Genomic DNA, 22,971 nt, shown 5'->3' on the forward strand with positions numbered 1-22,971 from the left:
GGGAGGAGGAGTTCGTGGCAGCAGAATCGGACCAGACGCAGACGGTGTCACAGCACCGTCGACGTCGGTTCGACGTCCGCGTGGTGGCCCACCGGCGCCGCTCACCCCTGCGGTTGCAGGACTGGCGGATGCGGACCAAGCTTGCCACGGTGCTGGTCATCCCGTCGGTCGCCTTCCTGGTCCTGGCCGGCGTGCAGACCCAGAGCCTGGTCGGCCGGGCCAGCACGCTGAGCGACTTCGCCGCCCAGGTCGGCATCGGGCGGGAGATCTCCCAACTGGTGCACCGCCTGCAACAGGAGCGTGACCGGACCGCCGGGGAACTGTCCGCGCTGCGCAGCGCCACCAGCGCGGAGGAGAGCGACGAGGTACTGGCCACGCTGACGCCGTACCGCGAGGCCGCCGACGAGGCGGCGCAGGCGCTGCGCCGGGCGGCCGAGCCGCTGGCCGACGCGGACGCCTCCTGGGAGGACACCTACACGGTGGCATTCCAGGCGTACCAGCAGGTCGGCTACACCCGCAACGTGATGTCCACCGTGGTGCTCAGCAGCGACACCATCCTGGGCAACTACCACCGGGCCGTCGAATCGCTGCTGATCCTGCTGGCGAAGCCGTCACCGGGTGCCGACCGGCCCGAGTTGTCCGACGCGGTGCTGCGCTACGTGCAGTTCGCCCGGGCCAAGGAACTCTCCTCGCGGGTCCGCGCCGAGCTGTACGCGGCGGCCCGCGCCGGTGCGTACGAGGACGACGACCGGGTCCAGCTCAACGACCTGCGCTCGCGGCAGCTCACCGCGTTGGGTACCTTCCGCATCGCGGCGAGCAACGCGCAGGTGACCCGCTACGACCAGATGAGCCAGGAGGACGCGTTCATCCGGGCCGCCCGGTTGGAGGAGCGGGCGCTGACCCAGAACCCGACGGCGCTGACGCTGCTGGCCGAGGACGACTGGTGGACGTTCAGTGAGGCCCGCCACGATCTGCTGCGGGAGTTCGAGGCCGGGGTGCTGGAGGACTCGGCGAGGCAGGCGGACACCGCCAGCGCCGTCCAGCTGCGCGAGACGCTGACGGTGGTCGGTGTCATCATCACGGTGCTGCTGGTGGCGGTGCTGATCTCGGTGCTGATCGGTCGGTCGCTGGCCCGGTCGATCCGGTTGCTGCGCTCGCAGGCCCTGCGCATCGCGCAGATCGAGCTGCCCGAGGCGCTGGCCCGGCTGCGGTCGGTCTCCGGCGGGGTACCCCACATCGAGGTGTCCCCGGCGGTGGTGCGCTCCCTCGACGAGATCGGTGAACTGGCCGAGGCGTTCGTCGCGGTGCACCGCAGCGCGGTCGGGGTGGCGGTCGAGCAGGCGAACATGCGGCGCAACGTCAACGCCATGTTCGTCAACCTGGCCCGGCGTAGTCAGGTGCTGGTGGAGCGGCAACTGGAACTGCTCGACGACCTGGAACGCGAGGAGGGCGACCCCGACCAGCTGGAGAACCTGTTCAAGCTGGACCACCTCGCCGCCCGCATGCGTCGTAACGACGAGAGCCTGCTGGTGCTGGCCGGTACCGAGTCGACCCGGCGGTGGAACCGGCCGATCGGGCTGAGCGCGGTGCTGCTGGCCGCCAGCGCGGAGATCGAGCAGTACCAGCGGATCCGGCACGAGGCGGTGGCCGACCTGCACGTCGTCGGGCACGCCGTGGGTGAACTGGTGCACCTGCTCGCCGAGCTGCTGGAGAACGCCACCGCCTTCTCCCGCCCGGACACGATCGTGCAGGTGATGGCCCGGGCCGAGGGCCCCGGCGCGGTGATCGAGATCGCCGACCAGGGGCTGGGCATGAGCCCGACCGCGCTGGCCGAGGCCAACGCCGTACTGGCCCGGCCGCCCGCGGCGGACGTGGCGACGGTCGAGCGGATGGGCCTGTTCGTGGTCAGCCACCTGGCGGCCCGGCACGGCATCGAGGTCCGGTTGCACGGCGGCGCCGGTGGCCTGCTGGCCCGGGTCCGGCTGCCCGGTTCGATGCTCGCCGCCGCGCCGCCGCCGAGCCTGGACCCGCCGCCCTCACCGCGGGTGCTGCCGGGTACCCGCCCGAGTGCGCCACGCGACCCGGGGCCGGTGGACCTGCCGGTGGCCGGCCGGCGGCCCACCACCGTGCCGCGGCAGGCCCACCCGGTGCCGGTACGCGCCGAAGACGTCCTCGCGCCCGCCGCGACGACCGCGGATCAGGGTGGTGGCTGGTGGTCGCGGGAGGGACCGTCGCCGGCCGCGTCGGCGAACGGCGCCGGAACGCCGGCCCCGCCGGCAGTGCCGGTGACTGCCGGGACCAACTCCCGTGGCCTGCCGGTACGCGTACCGATGGCGCAGTTGAGCGCGGTGACCCAGTCGGCTCGCCCGGACCAGCAGCAACCGGCCCGGCACGAGCCGGATCCGGAGGCGGTCGGCGGCATGTTGTCGCGGCTCTACAGCGGTGTGCGGCGGGCCGAGGCCGAGGAAACCAGAGAAATACCCGTGCCGCCGCCGGGGACATGGAGTGAAGGGGGACGAAGGTGACCACGTTGTCGCAGGAAGCTCGGGATCTGAGCTGGCTGGTCAGCGCGTTCGCGGAGCGGGTGCCGGGAGTGGCCCACGCCGTCGTGGTGTCCTCCGACGGACTGTTGGTCGCCATCTCGGACAACCTGCCGCGCGACCACGCCGACAAGCTGGCCGCGGTGACCTCGGGCCTGATGAGCATCACCGCCGGTGCGGCCCAGATGTTCGACGGTGACGTGGTCAAGCAGACCGTCGTCGAGATGGGCCGTGGCTACTTCCTGGTGATGCAGGTGCGCGACGGTTCGATCCTGGCCACCCTCGCCGCGGCGGACGCCGACATCGGCGTGGTGGGTTACGAGATGGCCCGCCTCGCCAAGCAGGCGGGGGAGATGCTCACCCCCGCCCTACGCGCCGAACTTCAGCAGGCCCTGCCCCGGTGAGTCGTGAGGAAGGGCCCCCGCTCGACGCCTGAGGTGCCAGCGGGGGCCCTTCTGGCATCCAGGTCAGCGCAGGCCGAGGACGCCCGGGGTGTCCGGCCGGGAGGCGAGCCACCAGGCCGCGGTGGCGGCCACGGCTACGGCGCCGCTGAACACGAACGGCGCACCGAGGCCGGCGTACGCGGCCAGCGCACCCCCGGCCAGCGCACCGAGCGCGGTGCAGCTGTAGGTGACCAGTCGGGACGCGGCGATCACCCGACCCAGCAGTCCGCCCGGCACCAGGCGTTGCCGGATCGACAGGGCGGCGACGTTGAGCACGGCGAACGCGGCGCTGGTGGCGACCACCACGACCACCGCCACCGCCCGGTCGGGGACGACGGCCAGCAGCGCCGGTACGCCGGCGGTGACCGCCATCGACCAGGTGAGCACCGTGCGGTGGCGGAACCGGGCGACCAGCCGGTCGGCGGCGAACGAACCGAGCAGCCCGCCGGCCGCGCCGGTGGCGAGTAGCAGCCCGAAGCCGAACGCACCGAGGCCGAGCGCGTCCCGGGCGTAGAGCACGAAGATCGCGAACCAGGTGGTGTCGGCCGCGGCCACGGCGGCGGTGACCAGCACCAGCGTACGCAGCATCGGCTGGCGCACCAGCCAGCGCAGGCCGGCCAGGATGCCGTCGTCGGCACCGGCCGGGGCGGTGGCACCGTCGTCGGCGGGCCGCCGGGACAGCGTCAGCGGCAGGGCGAGCACCAGCATCACCGCCAGCGCCAGGGCGGCGCCGTTGACCGCGAACGGGATGGCGGCGCCCAGGACGAACAGCAGCGCACCCACCGGCGGGCCGACGAACTCGTTGCCGACGATCTCACCGGCCACCAGCCGCCCGTTGGCCTTCTCCAACTGGGCGTCGGCGACGAGCCGGGGTACTGCGGTCTGGGCGGCGGTGTCGCGGACGGTCTCGCCGACGCCGAGCAGGAACGCGGCGACCACGACCAGGGCGATGGTGGCCGAGCCCAGGGCGACCGCGGCGGCGAGGGTGGCCAGTACGACGACCCGGCCGGTGTCGGCGGCGGCCAGCAGCGTACGGAAGCCGCGGCGGTCGGCGAGAGCACCGGCCAGCAGGCCGGAGACGAGCCAGGGCAGGAACTGGGCGGCGGCCACGGCGGCCACGGCCAACGGGTCGTCGGTGAGCGCCGCGGCCAGCAGCGGGAAGGCGGCAACCCGGATGCCGTCACCGAGGTTGGCCAGCGCGGCGGCGCTCCAGAACGTCCAGAACGGGCGGCCCAGTGGCTGGCGTTTCTCGTCCACGCGGCGACCCTACCCGGGTGCCCACCCGCCGACTAGCCGGCCGGTGGCGGGTCGGCCCACGCGGCCGACCCGTCCGGCGCCTGGCTCGGTGCCGACGGCACCGAGCCAGGTGGGCTCAGCCGCCCAGACCCCGTTCCCGCGGCGGGATCGGATCGTCGTAGGCGCCGGGCCGGCCGGAGTAGCGGCGGCCGTCCAGGTAGGGCAGGCCGTTGGGCGTGCAGCCGTGCAGGCCAAGGGTCTGCTGCTGCATCACCGGTGCCGGTCGGCCCCGCCCCGGGCACAGCTCGTGCCCCATGCCCAGCCGGTGGCCGACCTCGTGGTTGACCACGTACCGGCGGTACTGGGCGAGGTCCGGGCCGAAGCCGGGCGCGCCCTTGACCCAGCGGGCCACGTTGAGGACCACGCGGTTGCCGTTACGGCAGGAGGTGTAGCCGTCCGGGGTGTCCTGGCAGAGCAGGTCACGGGTGCCGGGGGTGGCCAGGTAGACGGTGAAGTCGGTGCGCTGGTCCGGGCCGACCCGGCGCAGCCGCCACTGCCCGCCCGCGGTCCAGCCCCGCGGGTCGGAGAGGATCTCGCTGACCTCGGCGGCGAACTCGGTCGACCGGATACCGCGGATGTCGCGCTCCACCGCCACCCGGTAGTGCAGCAGCTGGCCCGGCCCCGATCCTGGCGCCGCCTCGCCGTCGGCGACGTCCCACCGGTTGCCGCCCCGGGCCGGGTAGCCGACCGGTGGCGGTGCCGCCGAGCTTCGCGTGCCGGCCGGCGTCGCCCCGGCGGCCGGCTTGGCGGGCGCGGCCGGCGACGTGGGCCGGGCGGTCGTGGTGGGCGCGACGGTGGCGGCCGGCGCGCAACCGGCCAGCACTACGGTGACCAGCGGTGCGGCCACCAGCCGGAGCCGGTTCCGGTGGGCCGGCAGGCGAGGGGCGTGCGGGTTCATGGTTCTCCCTGTTCCGCCTGACCCGGGGTGGGCAGGCGGAGAGGAAGACGACCCGTGAATGCGGAAAGTTGATCCGCCCACGACTCAACCTTTCCGGGGCCTCACCCGTCCTGATCGGATGTGCGGCAGGTAAGAGGTGGCGATGGCCAGGGGTGACGCCGAGTTCGTCGAGTTCGTCCACGCGGCGTCCGGCCGGCTGGCCCATGCCGCGTACCTGATGACCGGCGACCACCACCAGGCCGAGGACGCCACCCAGACCGCGTTGGTCCGCACCTACGCCTCCTGGTCGCGGGTACGGCGCGACGACCCGTACGCGTACACCAGGCGGGTGCTGGTCAACCACATCGTCGACAACTGGCGGCGGCCGATCCGGGAGTATCCCACCGACGAGCTTCCGCAGCAGCGCCGAGGCGACGTCGCCGACGAGGTGACCGCGCGGCGCTGGTTGCAGGCCGCCCTCGGCACGCTCACCGCCCGGGAGCGGGCGATCGTCGTCCTGCGGTACCTGTTCGACCTGCCCGAAGCCCAGGTGGCCCGCGAACTCGACGTCTCCCTGGGCACGGTGAAGAGCACCAGCTCCCGGGCTCTGGAGAAGCTGCGGCAGGCCCTGGGCGAGCAACCCCGCCCGCCCGGAGGGCGAGTAGCGAGCACGCCCGGAGGGCGATGATGAACGACACCGACCGCCTCCGGGCGGCCCTGCGCGCCAGTGAACCGGAAGGCCGGGGCCGGTTCGACGTCGACACGATCATGCGGGAGGGGCGCCGACGACGGCACCGCCGCCGGGCGGTCCGGGGCGCCGTCGTCGTCCTGTCGGTCGCGGTGGTGGCCGCCGGTGTGCTGGCCGTGCTGCGCCGACCCGTGTCGATCGACCCGGCTGCCGTACCGGCGCCGCAGGTCACCGTGACCGTCGGCACCCCGACCGCCGGGCCGCCCGCCAGCGCCGAACCGACCGCCACCGAGCCGCCCGGCAAGCCGCCGATCGGGGAGGTCGTGGCGACCGGACTCCGGTACGGCGCCGACGAGATGGTGTTCTACTTCGTCCCGGTCAGTGTGCCGGGCGCACCCGAGGTGACGATCGGGCTGGTCGCCGGCCGGCGTACTCCCGACGGCGAGCTGGTCGCGGAGTACCTGGCCAACGACGTCGAGGGCAGCGACCGCCGACCCGGCTTCCACCAGATCGGTTACGAACCGTCGACCGAACCCCTGCCCGCCGACCCGGTACCGACGTTCGGGTACTTCGTCGGACCGGCCGTGCGCATCGTCGGTCGGGTCGGCAAGGTGTCCGTTCCGGCGAAGCTCGCCCGCTGGAGCGAGGACCCCGACGTGGTGATCTTCTGGTTCCCGCCGCAGTCGCTGTCCCCGGGGCAGCGGTTGGACGGCATCCTCGCCTGGGACGCGCAGGACCGGCGGCTCTGAGCCGGCGGGGCGTACGCGCCGACGGGCCCGGGGCGCGACCGCCGCCCCAGGCCCGAGTGCTACCGGTCGGTCACAGGGCGTTGTCGGCGATGACCTTGCGGTACCAGTGGGCGCTGCGCTTGAACACCCGACGCTGCGTGGGGTAGTCGACGTAGATGAGTCCCCAGCGCTGTTCGTAGCCCTCTTCCCACTCGAAGTTGTCCAGCAGGGACCAGACGTGGAAGCTCTCCAGCGGCACCCCGTCGGCGATGGCGCGGTGGGCGGCGGCGAGGTGGTCGCGCAGGAAGGTGACCCGGCCGGTGTCCTCGACCGTGCCGTCGGCCCCGAGCACGTCGGGCGTGGGCAGGCCGTTCTCGGTGACGGTGAGCGGAACCGGGCCGTAGTCGCGGGTGACCCGGGTCAGGATGTCGTACATGCCGTCCGGGTAGATCTGTTGCCAGCTGGCCTCGGAGGTGGGCCAGCGGCGGACGGTGCCGCCGGTGCCGGTGACGTAGATCGGGGTGTAGTACTGCACGGCGAGCAGGTCGACGGGCGAGGAGATGATCTCCAGGTCGCCGTCCTGGATTCCGCGTACCAGCCGGCTGTCCGGACCGAGGTCGGCCAGCACGTCCTCGGGGTAGCTGCCGTGGAAGGCCGAGTCGAGGTAGAGCCGGTTCTCGTAGCCGTCGTACAGCCGGGCCGCCTCGGCGGCGGCGGGGGAGTCGTCGGCGGGGTAGCACGGATGCAGGTTGAAGGCCGGCCCGATGCGGCCGTTGCTGCCGTCGGCGCGCAGCGACTGCACGGCGAGGCCGTGGGCGAGTTGCAGGTGGTGCGCGACCAGGTAGGCCGCGTCCGGATCCTGCCGGCCGGGGGCGTGGTGGCCGCGCAGGTAGCCGTTCTGCACGACGGTCTTGGGCTCGTTGATGGTGAGCCAGACCGGCACCCGGTCACCGAGTGCGGCGAAGACCGTCGCGGCGTAGTCGGCGAACCGGTGGGCGACGTCGCGGGACTCCCAGCCGCCGGCGTCCTGCAGGGTCTGCGGCAGATCCCAGTGGAACAGCGTGGCCATCGGGGCGATGCCCCGTTCGTGCAGGCCGTCGACGAGTCGGCGGTAGAAGTCGAGGCCGCGTTGGTTGGCGGCGCCGGTGCCGTCGGGCTGGATGCGCGGCCAGGAGATGGAGAACCGGTAGCTGCGCAGCCCCAGGTCGCGCATCAGATCGAGGTCTTCGGCGTAGCGGTGGTAGTGGTCGGCGGCGACGTCCCCGGTGTCGCCGTTGCGGGTGCGCCCCGGAGTACGGCTGAAGGTGTCCCAGACGGATTCGCCGCGGCCGTCCTCCTTGGCGGCGCCCTCGATCTGGTACGCCGAGGTGGCCGCGCCCCAACCGAAGTCCGGCGGGAAGAGCAGCCGGGCGGCCGGCTCGGCGCGTTCGACCGGGTCCTCGGACCGGCAACCGGTGAGTGCGGTGGCGCCGGCCGCGGTGGCGGCGGCACCGAGGGTGGCACCGGCCGGCGTGGCGGCGGCACCGAGAGCGGGACCGGCCGGCGTGGCGGCGGTGGCCGAGAGCGCCGCGCGGCGCAGCAGGTGTCGCCTGGTGAGCATCGACATGGAATCTCCTCGTGGATGGGGTTGACCGCCGGAGCCGGGAGCGCTCCCAAACCAAGCGTAGAGGCTGGGCGGTCAGCACCGGGGCCCGATCGTCGCAGATCATCGGGGGGCGCGGTGGCGGGGGTGTCAAAGGGGTGGGCGTTTACCGGTCGGGCGTCGGGTGCGGCGGGACCGGGGTACGCCGAGTTCCGCGGGCGGACCGGCGGCGCGCGCCCGGGCGGTCGGCGGGGCGTCGCGGCTGGCGGTCGGCGGGCGGGTCGACTGCCGTGCGGGGCGCGCGGGTGATGCGCGTCTGACCCGTCGGCCTCTTTTCCCATCGTGAACGGGGGTTTAGTGTGGGGACGGGGGAGGGCAACCCCCGTCCCCACCGTGTTGCGGTACACGCACGTGCGGATTGGCGTCCCAGTCGTGCGTGTCGCGCGGGAGCCGGGCCACGCGAGTGGCTTGTGGATCCACCTCCCTCCACTTTGTAGTGGGGCGACGGCTGACGGCGGTGTCCGGGCTGGCCCGCCGTCGGCCTGCGGTCTTCGCGCCCGGTGCCGTGGGCACGGCGTCGGGCCATCAATTGCGTGGAGCCTTGTCGATGGAAGCGCTCCCATCGACGTTGCTGCGACTGTAACGCCCGTCACGCCGTTGTGAAAGCCCCAAAACGAGATCGAAACAACTCGGTGTTTCCGGAAGCGTCACCGTCTGGTGCTGGGAGCGCTTCCATGGCACACTGTCGATCGACCGCGTGGAGCCAAGGTACGCGTGAGCGCGGGTCGCCGAGGGCTTCCGGTGCGTCCGGTACGGCGTCCCACCAGCAGCGGAAGTGCAGCCGTCTGGCGACGACGCCCCCGCCGCATCCCGGCCGCCGGCCGGGGCCACCACCATCCACTGGCGTCTCGCGGTCCTGTCGTCGGCGAGGCGTCACCGCCGGGGCGGCACACCCCCGGCCAGGTCCGAGGAGACACCGCGCAGATGAGAAATCTGGCAAGACGTCGCCGCTTGGCGTGGCTCGCCGCCGCGGCACTGGCGATCGGCGGGGTGACCGTTCCCGCCGGGGCCGCACAGGCCGCGCCGGCCTGTGACGTCGTCTACACCACCAACGACTGGAGCAACGGCTTCACCGCCAACCTCACCCTCCGGAACATCGGCGACCCGATCAACGGCTGGACGTTGCGGTTCGCCTTCCCCGGCAACCAACGGGTCACCCAGGGCTGGTCGGCTCGCTGGAGCCAGAGCGGCAACGAGGTCACCGCCGTCAACGAGTCGTACAACGGCAACCTCGCCACCGGTGGCAGCACCACCATCGGCTTCAACGGCTCCTACACCGGCAGCAACCCGAAGCCCACCTCGTTCTCGGTCAACGGGGTCACCTGCGGTGGCACCACGCAGCAGCCCCCGACGGTGAGCCTGTCGGTCCCCGCCGGCCCGTTCGTGGCCCCCGCCACCGTGCCGCTGACCGCCACCGCGAGCGACCCGGACGGCACCATCGCCCGCGTCGAGTTCTACCGCAACGGGCTGCTGGTGAACACCGACACCACCGCGCCGTACGCGTACACCCTGGAGAACCTGCCGGCCGGTGACTACACCGTGCAGGCCCGGGCGTACGACAACAGCGGCCTGTCGGCGGTCGCCGAGCGGGCGTTCACCGTCACCGCCGCCACCTCGCCCGCGCTGGTCGCCACCCCGACCGCGCTCAGCGTGCCCGAGGGCGGCAGCTCGACGTTCAACCTCAAGCTGAACCGGGCGCCCACCGCGAACGTCGCGGCGAGCCTGACCCGCACCGGCGACACCGACATCACCGTCTCGCCGACCTCGGTGACGCTCACCCCGAGCAACTGGAACACCGGCGTCGACGTGACCGTCCGCGCCGCCGAGGACGCCGACACGGTGGGCGGCACCGCCACCATCACCGCCTCGGCCACCGGCCACACGCCGGCCACCGTCACCGTCACCGAGATCGACAACGACGTGCCCGGTGGCGACGGCGAGTACGTCCAGCGCTTCCTCGCCCAGTACGGCAAGATCAAGAACTCGGGTTACTTCAGCCCCGAGGGGGTGCCGTACCACTCCATCGAGACGCTCATCGTCGAGGCACCCGACCACGGCCACCAGACCACCTCGGAGGCGTTCAGCTTCTGGCTGTGGCTGGAGGCGTACTACGGTCGGGTCACCCAGAACTGGACCCCGTTCAACAACGCCTGGACGGTGATGGAGCGCTACATCATCCCGTCCACGGCCGACCAGCCGACCGCCGGCAGCCCCGGCGACGCCTCCTACGCCGCCGAGAACGACCTGCCCAGCCAGTACCCGTCCCAGCTGGACTCCAACGTGCCGGTCGGCCGTGACCCGCTGCGCTCGGAACTCCAGCAGACCTACGGCACCGGCAACATCTACGGCATGCACTGGCTGCTCGACGTGGACAACGTCTACGGCTTCGGCCGCTGCGGCGACGGCACCACCCGCCCGGCGTACATCAACACCTTCCAGCGGGGCACCCAGGAGTCGGTGTGGGAGACCGTGCCGCACCCGTCCTGCGACACCTTCGCGCACGGCGGCCAGTACGGCTACCTGGACCTGTTCATCAAGGAGTCCGGCGCGCCCGCCAAGCAGTGGAAGTACACCAACGCCCCGGACGCCGACGCCCGCGCCGTGCAGGCCGCCTACTGGGCGCTGACCTGGGCCAAGGAGCAGAACAAGGCGGCCGACGTGGCGGCCACCGTGACCAAGGCCGCGCGGATGGGTGACTACCTGCGGTACGCCCTGTTCGACAAGTACTTCAAGCGGATCGGCAACTGCGTCGGGGCCAGCGCCTGCCCGGCCGGCAACAACCGCGAGTCCGCGCACTACCTGCTGTCCTGGTACTACGCCTGGGGCGGCGCGTACGACGCCAGCCAGAACTGGTCCTGGCGGATCGGCTCCAGCCACAGCCACTTCGGCTACCAGAACCCGTTCGCGGCCTGGGCGCTGACCAACGTCGACGAGCTCAAGCCGCGCTCGCCGACGGCTGCCGCGGACTGGAACAACAGCCTCAACCGGCAGCTGGAGCTGTACACCTGGCTGCAGTCGGCCGAGGGCGGCATCGCCGGTGGCGCGACCAACAGCTGGGGCGGGCACTACGGCACCCCGCCGGCCGGCACCGCCACCTTCTACGGCATGTTCTACGACGAGGATCCGGTCTACAACGACCCGCCGTCGAACCAGTGGTTCGGCATGCAGGCCTGGTCGATGCAGCGCATCGCCGAGCTGTACCTGGTCTCCGGCAACGCCCGGGCCAAGGTGCTGCTGGACAAGTGGGTGCCGTGGGCGATCGCCAACACCACGCTGGGCACCAACTGGTCCATCCCGTCGGACATGAAGTGGACCGGCCAGCCCAACAACTGGAACCCGAGCAACCCGCAGCCGAACAACAACCTGCACGTCGAGGTGACGGTCAAGGGTCAGGACGTCGGCGTCGCCGCCGCCTACGCCCGCACGCTCATCGCGTACGCGGCGAAGTCGGGCAACACGGCGGCGAAGAACACGGCCAAGGGCCTGCTGGACGCGCTGCACGCGGCCAGCGACGCCCAGGGCGTGTCGACGGTGGAGAAGCGCGGCGACTACCGGCGCTTCGACGACGTCTACGACGCCAGCACCGGGCAGGGCCTGTACATCCCGCAGGGCTGGACCGGCCGGATGCCCAACGGTGACGTCGTCGCACCGGGCAAGAGCTTCGTCGACATCCGGTCGTTCTACAAGAACGACCCGGCGTGGCCCAAGGTCCAGGCGTACCTCGACGGCGGGCCGGAGCCGGAGTTCCGCTACCACCGGTTCTGGGCGCAGGCGGACGTCGCCATGGCCTACGCCGACTACGGGAAGCTGTTCCCCAACGGCTGAACGACTCCTCCGGGTGGGCGGTGACCCACCCGGAGGTTCCGGCCGGGCCTCGGGGGTAGAGGCAGGTACCGGCCGGGCGGCCTGACTCCCACGGTCAGGTCGGGGTGGGTCGGCCCTCTGGCCGACGCAGCGGAGCAGCCGGCCCACCCCATCGCCCGAGGATTCGGGCGTGCCGCGCAGATCGCGAAAAAAAGTAGCCGCCCCGGCATCACAACATCGCCGGGAACGGAGTAACGTACATCACCGGAGAGGCCGCTCCCCCCGTGGCGGCCTCTCCCTTTGCATATGTCCCTGGATGTTCGCGTACGCCCTCGGATGCCGGCCGGTGCCCGGAAGTCGCGCGGGCCCACCGACCCCTGCGGCGCTCAGCCGCCGGGCGTCGCGATCGGACCCTCCGACGGGTGCCGCAGCCCCGGATGCCCCGCCGGCAGCGACCGGCGCACCACCGCCCAGCTGACCGCCAGCGCCGCGGCGACCAGCGGCCAGGTCAACCCGACCCGGGCCGCGGTGAGGGCGACCACCTGCCCACCGAGATACAACGGCAGGAACACCAGCACCCGGAGCACGTAGGTCGCCGTCCACACCCAACTGCCCCGGGCGTACGCCCGCAGCAGCGCCCGGTCGCGGCGCCATCGCCCCCGCTGACCGAGGGCGGCGCCGACCACCACCCCGAGCAGCGGCCAGCGCACCACGATGCTGACCGCCCACACCAGCGCGCTGGCCGCGTTGGCGAGCAGCTGCAGCAGGAAGAAGTCCTCGGCCCGTCCGGTACGGGCCACCACGATCGCCGCCACGCAGACGGCGAGCAACCCGATCAGCACCGACCGGGGACGGTCGCCCCGGCGCAGCCGCCAACCGGCCACCGCGGCACCGACCGCCAGGGCGGCCACCACCCCGGCGGTCACCGAGCGGTCGGCCAGCAGCCAACCCGCCGTGAAGGCGACCGGCGGCAGGGTGGCGTCGACCGCTCCCCGGCGACCGCCGAGCAGATCGGCCAACGACTCCGGTCGCGGGACGTCCGGAGTGTCACGCTGCTGCGTACCGGTCACCGTCGCCCTCCTTCACCTGCCCGCAAACCTATCCCGGTGAGGTCGGCGGGCCACCGGTCGGCCGGCCACACCGGGCCGCTAAGTTGTGCGGGTGCGCGTGACGCCCAGGGGTGGGACTGCGGTCTGGCTGGTCGTGCTGGTCCTCGTCCAGACGGCGGCGTTCCTCGCCGTCTGGCGACTGGCCCTGCACACCGGCACCGGGCAGTGGCTGGACACGGTGGCTCTGACCGGCAACCGGATCGGCCGTGAACACATCGAGGATCCGGTCAACCGGATCCTCAACGCGATGTCGGTGGTGTCCCTGCTGGCGGCCACCTTGATGATCGGCTTCATCGCGTTGATCCGGGGCCGGGTCGCCCTGGCCGTCGCGGCCACCATGGTCATCGCCGGGTCCAACGTCAGCACCCAACTGCTGAAGTACGGCCTGGGCCGGCCCGACTACGGCATCGACCTGGAACGGGCGTACGTCGGCAACAGCCTGCCCAGCGGGCACACCACCGTGGCCGCGTCGGTGGCGGTGGCGCTGGTGCTCGTCCTGCCGCCCAAGGGGCGCGCCTTCGCCGCCGTCGTCGGCGCCGGCTACGCGGCGGCCGCCGGGGTGGCCACCCTCTCGGCCGGCTGGCACCGGCCCAGCGACGCGGTGGCCGCCTTCCTGGTGGTCGGGGTGTGGGCCGCCCTGGCCGGTCTGCTGTTGCTGGTCACCCAGCGGGAACAGGCACAGGTGGCGGCGGCAGACGCGCACCGCGGCACCGTGCTGCTGCTCGCCGTCGGTGGCCTGCTCGGGATCGTGGCCTGCGTGGTGGCGCTGTCCTGGCTGCTGGACCTGCGCGGCACCGTGCCGACCGACCTGACCCGCCGGCCGCTGTTCGTCGGCTACGCCGGCAGCGCCGCCGGCATCGCCGGGTCGATGGGGGTGGTGATGGCGCTGGTGCTCTCCGCCGTGCACCGGATCGTCCCCCGTCACCAGGGCTGATCCGGCGGGCAACGGAGGTGACGAGTGTCCGGTTGAAGGATCGGCCGCGGCCGGGACGGATCCGTCCGGAGCGGCTTTGCCCGGGATGGCGTCGTCGGGGGCCGGGGAACGCGGGGCGGGGGAGCGCGACCACGACCCGGTCCGCACCGCCTTCCACGACGAGTGCGCCCGGCTCACCGAGGTGCTGGCCACCCTTGACCCGGCGGACCTGGGCCGCCCCACCCGCTGCGTGCCGTGGACCGTGGCCGAACTGCTGGCACACGTACGCACCGGCGTCGGCCGGCTGGCCGGCATGCTGACCGGCCCGGCACCCGAGCACGCCGACGTCGACGCCGCCGGCTACTTCGGCGCGGCCAAGTTCACCCGGCAGGTCGACGCCGATCGCATCCACGCCGCCCGCGTCGACGCCGCCGGTCCTGCGGCGGTCGCCACGGGTGCCGAACCCGACCGTGCGGCGCCGGGGCGGCAGCCCGACGGGCCGTGGGCCGCGGACTTCGACCGGGCCTGGCGGGCCACCCTCACCGCCGTCGACGCCCACCCGGCCCAACGGACGGTACGCACCCGCCACGGCGACGCGATGACGGTGACCGAGTTCCTCCGTACCCGGGTGGTGGAGGTCGGGGTGCACGGCCTGGACCTGGCCGCGGCGCTGGACCGCGAACCGTGGTTGACGCCGGCGGCCGGCCGGGTGATCGGGGAGCTGCTCACCGGCGGCCGGCCGCTACCCGCGCAACTGGGCTGGGACCGGCTGACCCTGATCGACAAGGCCACCGGCCGGACCCCACGCAGCGCCGCCGAACAGCACGCCCTCGACGCCGCCGGGATCCGGCTGCTCGCCTTCGGCCGCGACGAGGGGCGCGGTCAGCGGTAGTAGGTGCCGACCGTGGTGCCGCGGGCGACGTCCCGACCGGTCAGTGCCTCGTGCACCTGCGGCAGTCTCCGGGCCCACTACGCCGTCAAGGCCGGCGCAACGGCATGCGGGCACGCGTCACCGCCGGCTGAGGACCGGGTTCAGGCCTTCGCCGGCAACAGGATCGCGGAGGGGTGGTCGCCGTCGTGCAGGATCTCGAGGTGGGTGACGTGGGCGGTCGTGGCGGTCGAGACCGGTTCGTCCCCGCCGAGGTTGCGGGCGAACCGGGGAAACGCCCCGGCGCTCACCTGGACGCGCAGGCGGTGACCGCGCCGGAAGACGTACGCGGTGGGTGACAGCTCCACGGTCACCTCGGTCGTGCCGTCGGGCCGAACGGTGACCAGGTCGTCGCACACGTTGATCGACTTGCCGCGCTCGTCGACGTCGCACAGCCGGACGAACAGGTCATTGCTGGGCCGGTCGGCGCGCAGCCACACCTGTGCCGTGACCTGCCCGATGACCTCCAGGTCGGACTCCAGCACCGGTGAGGTGAAGGTCAACACGTCCGCCCGCTTCTCCAGTGACCGGTTGTCCTTGGGGCCGGGACCGTTACCGTCCAGCTTCGGCCCGCCCACCGACGGGGTCGGGTCGTTCGGGTCGTAGGTGAAGGTGCTCGGCGGCGAGGCCGGGTTCACACCCCGCTCCAGCGCGCCGCCGGAGCGCAGGTGCCAGCGCTGCTGCGGGTACCCCGCCGGCGGCCACTTGTCGAAGTCACGCCACTGCCCGACACCCATCACGAACAACCGCACCGGCGCCCGGTCGGCCGGCTGCTCGCCCCGCGCGAGCGCGGCCCCCCAATCGACCACCTGCTCGATCGCGGCGCCCATGCCCACGGGGTCGGCGTGCCACCATGGGCCGACGGTCAGCCGGGGGCCACGGCCGGCTGCGGCCAGGGCCTGGAAGTCGCGCAGCTGGTCGGTCAGGAAGATGTCGTACCACCCGGTGATCGAGCTGACCGGCACGGTCACGTCACCGACGGCGCCGCTGTGGTCCACGTCCTTCCAGTACGGGTCGTTCTGGTCGTAACGCACCGTCTCCTGGAAGAACGGCGACTCGTGACCGAGCAGCGCCTTGTCCACACCGGTCAACGGGAGCGTGTTCATCGCCGCGGCGACGCGCTTACGGTCCAGGCCCAGCATGGACCGCAGCAACGCCCGCGGTCGCTCCTGCGTCTCGGTGTTCCACACCCAGTTGGTCAGCGTGTCGAGTTCGAAACGACCGGGACGCAGCAGGGTCAGCGCCAGCCGCGACGACGTGATGTGCGGAACCATCGCCTTGACCTGCACCGGCGCCTCGGCGGCGACCGCCCACTGGGTGTAACCGAAGTAGCTGGAGCCGGCCAGCACCACGCCGCCCCTGGCCCACGTCTGGTCCGCCAGCCAGCGCAGGGTGGCCAGCCCGTCCTCCCGCTCGTGCCGCATCGCCAGGAACGTGCCACCGGAGCCGAAGGTGCCCCGGCTGCGCACCATCAGCACATGCATGCCGCGCTCGGCGATGGCCCGGCCGTACATCCACCCCAGCGGGCCACCCGGCCCGTACGCGGTCCGCACCACCACGGTGGGCAGCTGCTCCAGCGCGATGCCGGCGGAGCCCGCGGGCGCCCAGTGGTCGGCGAGCAGGGTTACCCCGTCCTCGACCGTGATCGGGATGTCCCGTTCCACGGTCACCTCGCGGGTGACGGCCGGCGGAAGTTTCAGCATCCGCTGTCCGAGCCGACCGGCCAGTTTCGTGACGAAGTTGTTCTTGGGGCGGGTGCTCACGATGGTCTCCTGTTGATTCGGACGAGCCGGTGCGGGGGCCGAGAGGTCAAGCGGTCTCACGGGACGAGGACGACGCGGCCCTGGGCCGTGTGCTCCTGCAGTCGCTGGTGGGCGGTCGCCGCCTCCGCGAGGGGCAGCAACTCGATCTCGGTGTCGGCGAGCCCGGAGGACGCGGCGGTCAGGGCGGCGGCCGCGGCGGCGGGGACGGCTTCCGGGTGCGCCGGCAGGTAGCCACCGGCGTTGAAGCCGGCCACGATGAAGTTGCCCTGCCAGATCGTGTTGCCGTTGACGCCGTGCTCCCACTCGCCGCTGGCGTTGCCGACCAGCAGCAGCCGGCCGCCCGGGGCGAGCAGTTGCAGGCTCTCGGTGCGGACCTGCCCGCCGACCGGGTCGACGATCACGTCGAACTTCTCGTCGCCGAGGACGCTCAGCATGGTGGCCGAGTCGACGATCTGGTCGTACGGCAGCCTGCTGGTGGCCGCCGCGGCCACCCGGTCGTTGCGCACGGTGCCGACCACCCGGGCCGCCCCGAGCTGCTTGGCGACACCGGGGAACGCCGCCGCCAGGGCGCCGAACGCGCCGTGCACCAGGACCCGCTCACCTGGGTGCAGTTGGATCGGACCGGTGAGAGCGACATGTGCCATCAGCGCGTTGGGCACGACGGCCACCGCCAGCGCGGGGTCGAGGTCGTAGGCCTGGGTCGACAGCACCCTGGCCCGGTCGCTGACGTACACCGATGCGTAGCCGCCGGTGGCCGACGCCGACAGGGTCACCACCTTCTCGCCGATCGTGAGATCGGTGACGCCCTCGCCGACGGCCCGGACCGTGCCGGCGACCTCGAGGCCCGGGACGTACGGCGGTTGCGGCAGACCGGGCACGCCTTCGTACAGCCCCTGCCGGAGGTAGACGTCGATCAGCCCGACCGCGGCGTGGGTGACGTCGATCGCCACCTGGCCGGGCCCGAGCTCGGGGTCCGGCAGCTCCGTGAGCACCAGGACCTTCGCGTCGCCGAACTCGGTGACCTGTACTGCCTTCATGGCGGTTCCCTCCTTTAACGCACCCTGTGATGCGTTAAGTGGCGTCAGCATACGCGGAAGACGTAGCGCAGCACAAGGTGCGTTATGGTGGGGTCATGCGTCAGCGGGCACGATCGATCGATGACAAGCAGCGTCGTTCCGAGGATTTGCTGGTGGCCGCCGAAGCGGTGGCCCTCGAGCGGGGTGGCGTCCGGTTCGTGACGCTGGCCCCGGTCACCGAGCGAGCCGGCCTGCACCGCACGGGGGTGCGGCGCTACTACGCCAGCAAGGAGGAGTTGCTTCTCGAACTGGCCGAACGCGGCTGGCAGCAGTGGAGCGCCGCGATCATCGACAAGGTGCGCGACAGCGACGGCCTCGGGCCGCGCGAGGTGGCTCTGGTGCTGGCCGACACCATCGCGTCCCTGCCGGTCTTCTGCGACCTGCTGACCCATGTGACGCTGAGCCTGGAAGGCGACGTCGACATCGAGCGCGCCCGGCAGTACAAGACCAAGGCCTTCGCCGCCTACGACGAGATCGTGGCCGCCCTGGACCGGGCGAGCAGCATGACCGTCGACCAGATCCAGGCGCTACTGGCGGCCACACTCGCCTTCGCCGCCAACTTCTGGCAGGTCTCGAACCCCACTCCCACCCTCGCGGCGCTGTACGAGCAGGTGCCGGAATGGGGCCACGTCGCCTTCGACTTCCGTCCCCGGCTCCAACTCCTGCTGCAGTCGACCGCTGTCGGACTGGCCGAGACGCTCACCGCCACCTGATGAAGACGGCCGCGCGACCGGCTGGAGCCGGTCACACGGGCCTACCCGGCGCTGCCACCGTCGAGCCGAAGGTCGATGCCGTTGGCCAGCCGGTTCTCCAACCGCCCGCTGATTCGGCCACCGCAACGCGGCGATCAGCTGCTCCACCGCGCTACGCCCACCCCGCGCGTCGCGTCGGGAGCGCCGGTGGAATCACCGGGCCCACCGAGGTGTCAACCACGGCCACCACCACCCGGAACCAGCCGGGCAGAGACCGTGAAGAGGAGGAGATTCACGTGGTCAAGCATGCTTGACCACCAGTACGTACCCTGGGCGCAGCCGCCACATTCTTGTGTCCGAGGGGGGATTCGGCCACACGCACCCTGCACACCTGCCGGAAACAGGTGTTCATGCGTTGAACGCTTCGCAGTCCACCCTTCCACTGCAGTGTGATTTGTTGGTCGCCCTCGCCGATGGTGGCTAGGGTGCGGGCCTTGGCGGTGCGGGTTTCGGCCATCGACCGCGCCCGCGTGCCGCCGGCCCCGCCGAGCCGCAGTCCCTCTGGGTGGGCCCTGGGGATGATGCTGCCGTCAGCGGCGGGTTCGAGGGTGAGGTCGACGTCGACCCACTTGCCGTCGCGCTGAAAGCGGATCGGCCCGGAGGACAGTTCGGAGGTCAGTGATCCGTCAGGGTTGACCCACGTGGTGGCGGACTCGTCGCGTTCGGAGAGGGCTTCGACGCGCTTGCCGGAAAGCCTGGCCAGCACACGTGCGGACATGACGTCGGCGGCCTCGGTCGCGTACTGCTGCGGTTTTGGTACGGCGCTGGGTGGAGGGGCCGCCTGTGCCGGCGGAGCGGCCGGCACGGCGAGGCCAGCCAGCAGCAGCGTCGCTGCGGCCGGCACGACCAGGGAGCGGGAGCGGAGCAATATCGCCTCCAATGTGGACGGACAGGATGGATGTGTTGAAGCGATCCAGCACGACGTCCGGGCGCCAACCCCCGTCGATCTGGTAGCGATGACTCGCTCCGACCCGGTAAGCGAAACAACACGCTCCGTATCGGTCAAGTGAAGTCTGAGTGATTAAGCCGTCACTCGTTGCTAACCTGCACCTATACGTCAACACGGAGGATCGAGGGTTGCGCGACATTGCTTCGATCTGTTAAGGATCTTACATATCAGTGGGCCGATGCATTGACCAGCTCTATCACCCTCCGAGTGAGGCGGCACGCCATCCCGACACCGATCATGGGAGCATCAACACATGACGACGCCGCAATCTGCGACGGTGCAGGTTCACTGCCGCCTCACCGTCCGTGTCGATGACCCCGCCGCGATCACCGAACTCGCCGTCCAGCACCTGCGCGCCGTGAGCATTGACTGGGACGATGAAGAGGACGATCTCGAGAGTGCTGCCGCAGAACTCGGGGACGACCTACTCCGCAGCATCGCCAGCCTGGCCGATCCCGATCGCCTACTGGCAAACGTGCCAGGCGTCGAGGTGACGGGCGCCCACGTCTGGGCGGAATCCGCTCGCTGATTGAGGCGTACCGCGACGTGCCCGGCCAGCACGACGACGTCGCCGCCCGGCCGAGTGGAAGCCCTCACTGCCCAACACACAAAGTACGTGTCAATCCCTTGGAATCGTGGAGGACTCGGTTATGCGGCCTGGTTCTCCAGAACGCGGGTCGTTGGCCGTTCGTAGTCGATCGGTGAGCGTCCGTCGCAGACGGAGTGGCGGCGGCGCCGGTTGTAGAAGTCGGTGATCCAGGTGGCGATCTTCAGCCGGGCCTCGGTACGGGTGCGGAACTGGTGGCGGTGGACGTACTCGACCTTGATGGTGGAGAAGGTGGCCTCGGCCACGGCGTTGTCGAAGCACGAGCCGACCCGGCCCATCGACTGGCGTACCTTCCAGCGGGCGCATGTCCGGGCGAAGTCGGCCGAGCAGTATTCGCTGCCTCTGTCGCTGTGGAAGATCACTGCGGCGACGTCGCCGCCACGGGTGACCGCGGCCATGTTCAACGCGGCGACGACCAGGCCGGCGTCGTGCCGGTCGCCCATGGCGTAGCCGAGGATGCGCCGGGAGTACAGGTCGATGACGGTGGCGAGGTAGAGCTTGCCCTCCTGCGTAGCGATCTCGGTCATGTCGCCGCACCAGGCCACGTCCGGCGCGGACGCGGTGAACTGGCGCTTGACCAGGTCCGGGGCGGCTGGCCGCTTGCCCTGCCGAGTCAGCCCACGCCGGCGCCGTTTCGCTCTGGCGACCAGGCCCAGCTCGGCCATGAGCGCGGCGATCGTGTTGTCCGACACCCGCCAGCCCTGCTCGCGTAACTCGTCGCCGACGCGTGGGCTGCCGTAGGTGCCGCCCGAGGCGTCGAAGACGCGCCGGACCGCGTCCGTCAGCCTGGTCCTACGATCCTGGCGGGGTGACGGCCGACGGCCGCGCCACTTGTAGAACCACGACTCGGACACCCCCAGGGCCCGGCAGGCCACCGCGTGCGGCACAGCATGCTCGGTCCTCTGGGAAGCGATGAAGGCGGCCACGCTCACCGGCCCGTCGCTTCCTTGACCCACAGGACCACGGATCGCTTGAGGACATCACGCTCCATCGCCAGCTCGGCGTTCTCCCGCCGCAACCGCGCCAGCTCCGCCCGCTCGTCCTCGGCCAGCTGCCCGGCAGCGGCTTCGCCACGAGCGGCACGATCCTGCTGAACCCAGTTGGCCAGGGTGCCGCTGTTGATCCCCAGATCACGCGCTACCTGCGCGATCGACTTCCCGGTCTCCCGCACGATCCGGACCGCGCCCGCGCGGAACTCCGGATCGAACCGGCGTCTCGTCTCAGCCATGAACCTCTATCCCTCAAGTTCTGGCCTCCACGTTACGAGGGGAACCACATACGTGAATCGCCCTCGGAGGAAGGCTTTGGTGAACGTGGCCGAGGTTGGTGAGGCTGTTGGCCGGCAGGTATCCCGCGAACGTGGGCTTCCACGTCGGCGATTGGCATCACCTCCGATTGATGGCGAGCGGGTGTGGTTGGCCGGTCATGGCGGCCAGTGCGGTGGCGACTGCTTGCAGGTCGGCTTTGATGTAGGTGGTGGTGGCTGGGCCGGTGGAGTCGGTGTGTCCGGCGTAGGCGCGGGCGATGCCGTAGCCGTAATGGCGTTCGACCCAGGTTAGGGTGGTGTGGCGTAGCCAGTGGGTGGAGATGCCCTGGGCGGCCGCCCACGGCAGCTGTTCGCCGATGCGTTTCCACAGGTGGTCGTAGCGGCGGCTGGTGATCGGCCGACCGTTGCGGTAGCGCAACAGTCGGTCACTGGGCAATACCGCGCCACGGATGCGGGCGTGGTCGTCGAGGTGGGCGGCCAGGTCGAGGGTGACGGGTTGCCAGCGCAGGGTGGTGCCCTTCTCGGTTAGCCGCACCAGCCCGCGGCCGGTGTCCAGGTCGGCCAGTCGCAGCCCGAGTGCGCCGCCACGGCGGCAGGCGGTTTCGCTGTGCAGACGCAGCAGAAGAGCGTCGAGGATGACGTCGTTGCCGCTGGTCCGAGCAGCAAGGTTGATTTCCTCCAGTTCGTCGGGGGTCAGGGCGCGGCGGGTGCTAGGGAGTCGGCGGGGCTTGACCACCCGATGGGCAGGGCTGGCAGCGGGATCGATGAGCCCGTCGGCGATAGCCCGGTTGTAGATCGCCCGGGCAGCGGCGATCATCAGCTCACCGGCGTGCCGGCCACTGCGGCTGTTACGCCGCGACCGGGCGGTCGTCGCGGCCTGTCGCTGCATGGCCTCGATGTCGCTGGCCGCGTTTAACCGACGGTCACCCCAGGCGGCGGCCATCCGCTGCCAGTAGGTGTCGTACGTGCGGCGGGTGCCTGGCCCGGCCGCGGCGACAACCTGGGGCGCAGGTACTCGGCCAGTGTCGGCAGGCCCGGACCAGGCTCGGCCTGCAGATCGGCGAGGGTGACACCCAGATGGGCCAGCATCTGCCGCGCAGTAGCGACACGGGCGGGATCAGCCGACACGACGACCACCGATCACCTGGGCGTGAAGGTCGGCCAGCAGCCACGCGACGCTACTGGCCGGATGGATCACCAGCAGATCATGGGAGACGATCGCGGCGAGCAGCAGCGGCTGTGCCGGAACGATCGCACACATCTGCCGCACGCTGGCCGGTAACGGCAACTCCCCTCGGCTGCCCACCACCTGCTGGCCAGCTCGCACAGAGGTGATCACCAGCATGCCGCCGTGCGGGTGGACGTCGATACGGTGGCCCGCCGGCCAGCCCAGCGCGCCCAACAGGCCCCGTTCGCTCACCCGACCGGACCGGTCCGCACGCGCCATACCGATCAGCACCGAGTCCGGGGAAACGTCGGCAGTCGAATCTGGTGCGGGCAGCGCCGGCAGCGGCGCCGGACGGGGTCGCGGTCTGCCGGGAAGCGGTGCCGGAATCAGCACGCCGATGAGCTGCTCACGGTCGCGGCCA

Annotated in this window: 20 protein-coding genes; 9 read left to right on the plus strand and 11 right to left on the minus strand. The window is 71.7% G+C overall.

The annotated features are described in order from the left end of the window. Positions 1–14: 14 nt before the first annotated feature. Positions 15–2,525 (plus strand): sensor histidine kinase, encoded by a 2,511-nt coding sequence (locus tag D2L64_RS06580; protein ID WP_233558807.1) that lies wholly within the window; start codon positions 15–17, stop codon positions 2,523–2,525. Then, positions 2,522–2,944 carry a roadblock/LC7 domain-containing protein gene (locus D2L64_RS06585; protein WP_119573802.1) on the plus strand — a complete coding sequence of 141 codons (423 nt, stop codon included), beginning with the start codon at positions 2,522–2,524 and terminating at the stop codon, positions 2,942–2,944. The genes D2L64_RS06580 and D2L64_RS06585 overlap by 4 nt, the downstream gene beginning before the upstream one ends. 63 nt (positions 2,945–3,007) lie before the next feature. On the opposite strand, the gene D2L64_RS06590 is transcribed toward D2L64_RS06585, so the two are convergent. Together D2L64_RS06590 and D2L64_RS06595 are read right to left on the minus strand one after the other, a co-directional pair. Next, on the minus strand, positions 3,008–4,240 hold the full coding sequence (locus tag D2L64_RS06590) for an MFS transporter (protein WP_119573803.1): 1,233 nt from the start codon (positions 4,238–4,240) through the stop codon (positions 3,008–3,010). Positions 4,241–4,355: 115 nt separating this feature from the next. Continuing rightward, complete coding sequence (locus tag D2L64_RS06595; RefSeq protein WP_119573804.1) at positions 4,356–5,177, minus strand: DUF3152 domain-containing protein; 822 nt, start codon at positions 5,175–5,177, stop codon at positions 4,356–4,358. Positions 5,178–5,319: 142 nt separating this feature from the next. Between D2L64_RS06595 and D2L64_RS06600 the strand changes: the two genes are divergently transcribed. Together D2L64_RS06600 and D2L64_RS06605 are read left to right on the plus strand one after the other, a co-directional pair. After that, positions 5,320–5,844, plus strand: a complete 525-nt coding sequence (locus tag D2L64_RS06600) for a SigE family RNA polymerase sigma factor (protein WP_119573907.1) — start codon at positions 5,320–5,322, stop codon at positions 5,842–5,844. Beyond that, positions 5,844–6,593 carry a hypothetical protein gene (locus tag D2L64_RS06605; protein WP_119573805.1) on the plus strand — a complete coding sequence of 250 codons (750 nt, stop codon included), beginning with the start codon at positions 5,844–5,846 and terminating at the stop codon, positions 6,591–6,593. The genes D2L64_RS06600 and D2L64_RS06605 overlap by 1 nt, the downstream gene beginning before the upstream one ends. A 70-nt stretch (positions 6,594–6,663) precedes the next feature. Here D2L64_RS06605 and D2L64_RS06610 read toward each other — a convergent pair whose 3' ends face one another. After that, entirely contained in the window at positions 6,664–8,178 is a 1,515-nt protein-coding gene (locus tag D2L64_RS06610) for a GH1 family beta-glucosidase (RefSeq protein ID WP_119573806.1), read from the minus strand. 960 nt (positions 8,179–9,138) lie between these two features. Between D2L64_RS06610 and D2L64_RS06615 the strand changes: the two genes are divergently transcribed. Continuing rightward, complete coding sequence (locus D2L64_RS06615) at positions 9,139–12,039, plus strand: glycoside hydrolase family 48 protein (RefSeq protein ID WP_119573807.1); 2,901 nt, start codon at positions 9,139–9,141, stop codon at positions 12,037–12,039. 365 nt (positions 12,040–12,404) lie between these two features. Here the strand turns inward: D2L64_RS06615 and D2L64_RS06620 are convergent, their stop codons facing one another. Beyond that, positions 12,405–13,088, minus strand: coding sequence for a DUF3159 domain-containing protein (locus D2L64_RS06620; RefSeq protein ID WP_119573808.1), 684 nt, complete (start codon positions 13,086–13,088; stop codon positions 12,405–12,407). A gap of 85 nt (positions 13,089–13,173) precedes the next feature. Between D2L64_RS06620 and D2L64_RS06625 the strand changes: the two genes are divergently transcribed. After that, the gene (locus D2L64_RS06625; protein WP_119573809.1) at positions 13,174–14,061 is read left to right on the plus strand and encodes a phosphatase PAP2 family protein; all 888 of its coding nucleotides are present in this window, start codon (positions 13,174–13,176) and stop codon (positions 14,059–14,061) included. A gap of 85 nt (positions 14,062–14,146) precedes the next feature. Further along, a complete protein-coding gene (locus tag D2L64_RS06630; protein ID WP_119573810.1) occupies positions 14,147–14,932 on the plus strand; it encodes a maleylpyruvate isomerase N-terminal domain-containing protein in 786 nt (261 codons plus the stop codon). Between the two features lie 140 nt (positions 14,933–15,072). Here D2L64_RS06630 and D2L64_RS06635 read toward each other — a convergent pair whose 3' ends face one another. Beyond that, complete coding sequence (locus D2L64_RS06635; RefSeq protein ID WP_199714444.1) at positions 15,073–16,731, minus strand: CocE/NonD family hydrolase; 1,659 nt, start codon at positions 16,729–16,731, stop codon at positions 15,073–15,075. 56 nt (positions 16,732–16,787) lie between these two features. Beyond that, positions 16,788–17,768 carry a quinone oxidoreductase family protein gene (locus D2L64_RS06640; RefSeq protein WP_119573811.1) on the minus strand — a complete coding sequence of 327 codons (981 nt, stop codon included), beginning with the start codon at positions 17,766–17,768 and terminating at the stop codon, positions 16,788–16,790. 95 nt (positions 17,769–17,863) lie between these two features. Here D2L64_RS06640 and D2L64_RS06645 point away from each other — a divergent pair, with 95 nt between their 5' ends. Next, on the plus strand, positions 17,864–18,520 hold the full coding sequence (locus D2L64_RS06645) for a TetR family transcriptional regulator (protein WP_199714445.1): 657 nt from the start codon (positions 17,864–17,866) through the stop codon (positions 18,518–18,520). Between the two features lie 271 nt (positions 18,521–18,791). Here D2L64_RS06645 and D2L64_RS06650 read toward each other — a convergent pair whose 3' ends face one another. After that, the gene (locus D2L64_RS06650; protein ID WP_147376201.1) at positions 18,792–19,427 is read right to left on the minus strand and encodes a hypothetical protein; all 636 of its coding nucleotides are present in this window, start codon (positions 19,425–19,427) and stop codon (positions 18,792–18,794) included. Positions 19,428–19,761: 334 nt separating this feature from the next. Between D2L64_RS06650 and D2L64_RS06655 the strand changes: the two genes are divergently transcribed. After that, positions 19,762–20,037, plus strand: coding sequence for a hypothetical protein (locus D2L64_RS06655; RefSeq protein ID WP_119573813.1), 276 nt, complete (start codon positions 19,762–19,764; stop codon positions 20,035–20,037). 119 nt (positions 20,038–20,156) lie between these two features. Here the strand turns inward: D2L64_RS06655 and D2L64_RS06660 are convergent, their stop codons facing one another. From D2L64_RS06660 to D2L64_RS06675, 4 genes are all read right to left on the minus strand, one after another. After that, positions 20,157–21,071, minus strand: a complete 915-nt coding sequence (locus D2L64_RS06660; protein ID WP_325049897.1) for an IS3 family transposase — start codon at positions 21,069–21,071, stop codon at positions 20,157–20,159. Further along, entirely contained in the window at positions 21,044–21,343 is a 300-nt protein-coding gene (locus D2L64_RS06665; protein ID WP_018829231.1) for an IS3 family transposase, read from the minus strand. Before D2L64_RS06665 ends, D2L64_RS06660 begins: the two co-directional genes overlap by 28 nt. A gap of 157 nt (positions 21,344–21,500) precedes the next feature. Beyond that, positions 21,501–22,325: a tyrosine-type recombinase/integrase gene (locus D2L64_RS06670; RefSeq protein WP_199714447.1), complete on the minus strand. Its 825-nt coding sequence runs from the start codon at positions 22,323–22,325 to the stop codon at positions 21,501–21,503. A gap of 174 nt (positions 22,326–22,499) precedes the next feature. After that, entirely contained in the window at positions 22,500–22,943 is a 444-nt protein-coding gene (locus D2L64_RS06675) for a hypothetical protein (RefSeq protein ID WP_147376202.1), read from the minus strand. Positions 22,944–22,971 lie beyond the last annotated feature (28 nt).

Origin of the sequence: Micromonospora radicis, from assembly GCF_003583405.1 — a bacterium.
GTDB classification, from domain to species: Bacteria; Actinomycetota; Actinomycetes; order Mycobacteriales; family Micromonosporaceae; genus Micromonospora; species Micromonospora radicis.

Bases quoted from the DNA above. Each gene is read 5' to 3' on its own strand.
- D2L64_RS06595 (WP_119573804.1), bottom strand. From the start codon at position 5,177: ATGAACCCGCACGCCCCTCGCCTGCCGGCCCACCGGAACCGGCTCCGG.
- D2L64_RS06605 (WP_119573805.1), top strand. From the start codon at position 5,844: ATGAACGACACCGACCGCCTCCGGGCGGCCCTGCGCGCCAGTGAACCG.
- D2L64_RS06665 (WP_018829231.1), bottom strand. From the start codon at position 21,343: ATGGCTGAGACGAGACGCCGGTTCGATCCGGAGTTCCGCGCGGGCGCG.
- D2L64_RS06630 (WP_119573810.1), top strand. From the start codon at position 14,147: ATGGCGTCGTCGGGGGCCGGGGAACGCGGGGCGGGGGAGCGCGACCAC.
- D2L64_RS06600 (WP_119573907.1), top strand. From the start codon at position 5,320: ATGGCCAGGGGTGACGCCGAGTTCGTCGAGTTCGTCCACGCGGCGTCC.
- D2L64_RS06610 (WP_119573806.1), bottom strand. From the start codon at position 8,178: ATGTCGATGCTCACCAGGCGACACCTGCTGCGCCGCGCGGCGCTCTCG.
- D2L64_RS06670 (WP_199714447.1), bottom strand. From the start codon at position 22,325: ATGGCCGCCGCCTGGGGTGACCGTCGGTTAAACGCGGCCAGCGACATC.
- D2L64_RS06615 (WP_119573807.1), top strand. From the start codon at position 9,139: ATGAGAAATCTGGCAAGACGTCGCCGCTTGGCGTGGCTCGCCGCCGCG.
- D2L64_RS06655 (WP_119573813.1), top strand. From the start codon at position 19,762: ATGACGACGCCGCAATCTGCGACGGTGCAGGTTCACTGCCGCCTCACC.
- D2L64_RS06645 (WP_199714445.1), top strand. From the start codon at position 17,864: ATGCGTCAGCGGGCACGATCGATCGATGACAAGCAGCGTCGTTCCGAG.
- D2L64_RS06640 (WP_119573811.1), bottom strand. From the start codon at position 17,768: ATGAAGGCAGTACAGGTCACCGAGTTCGGCGACGCGAAGGTCCTGGTG.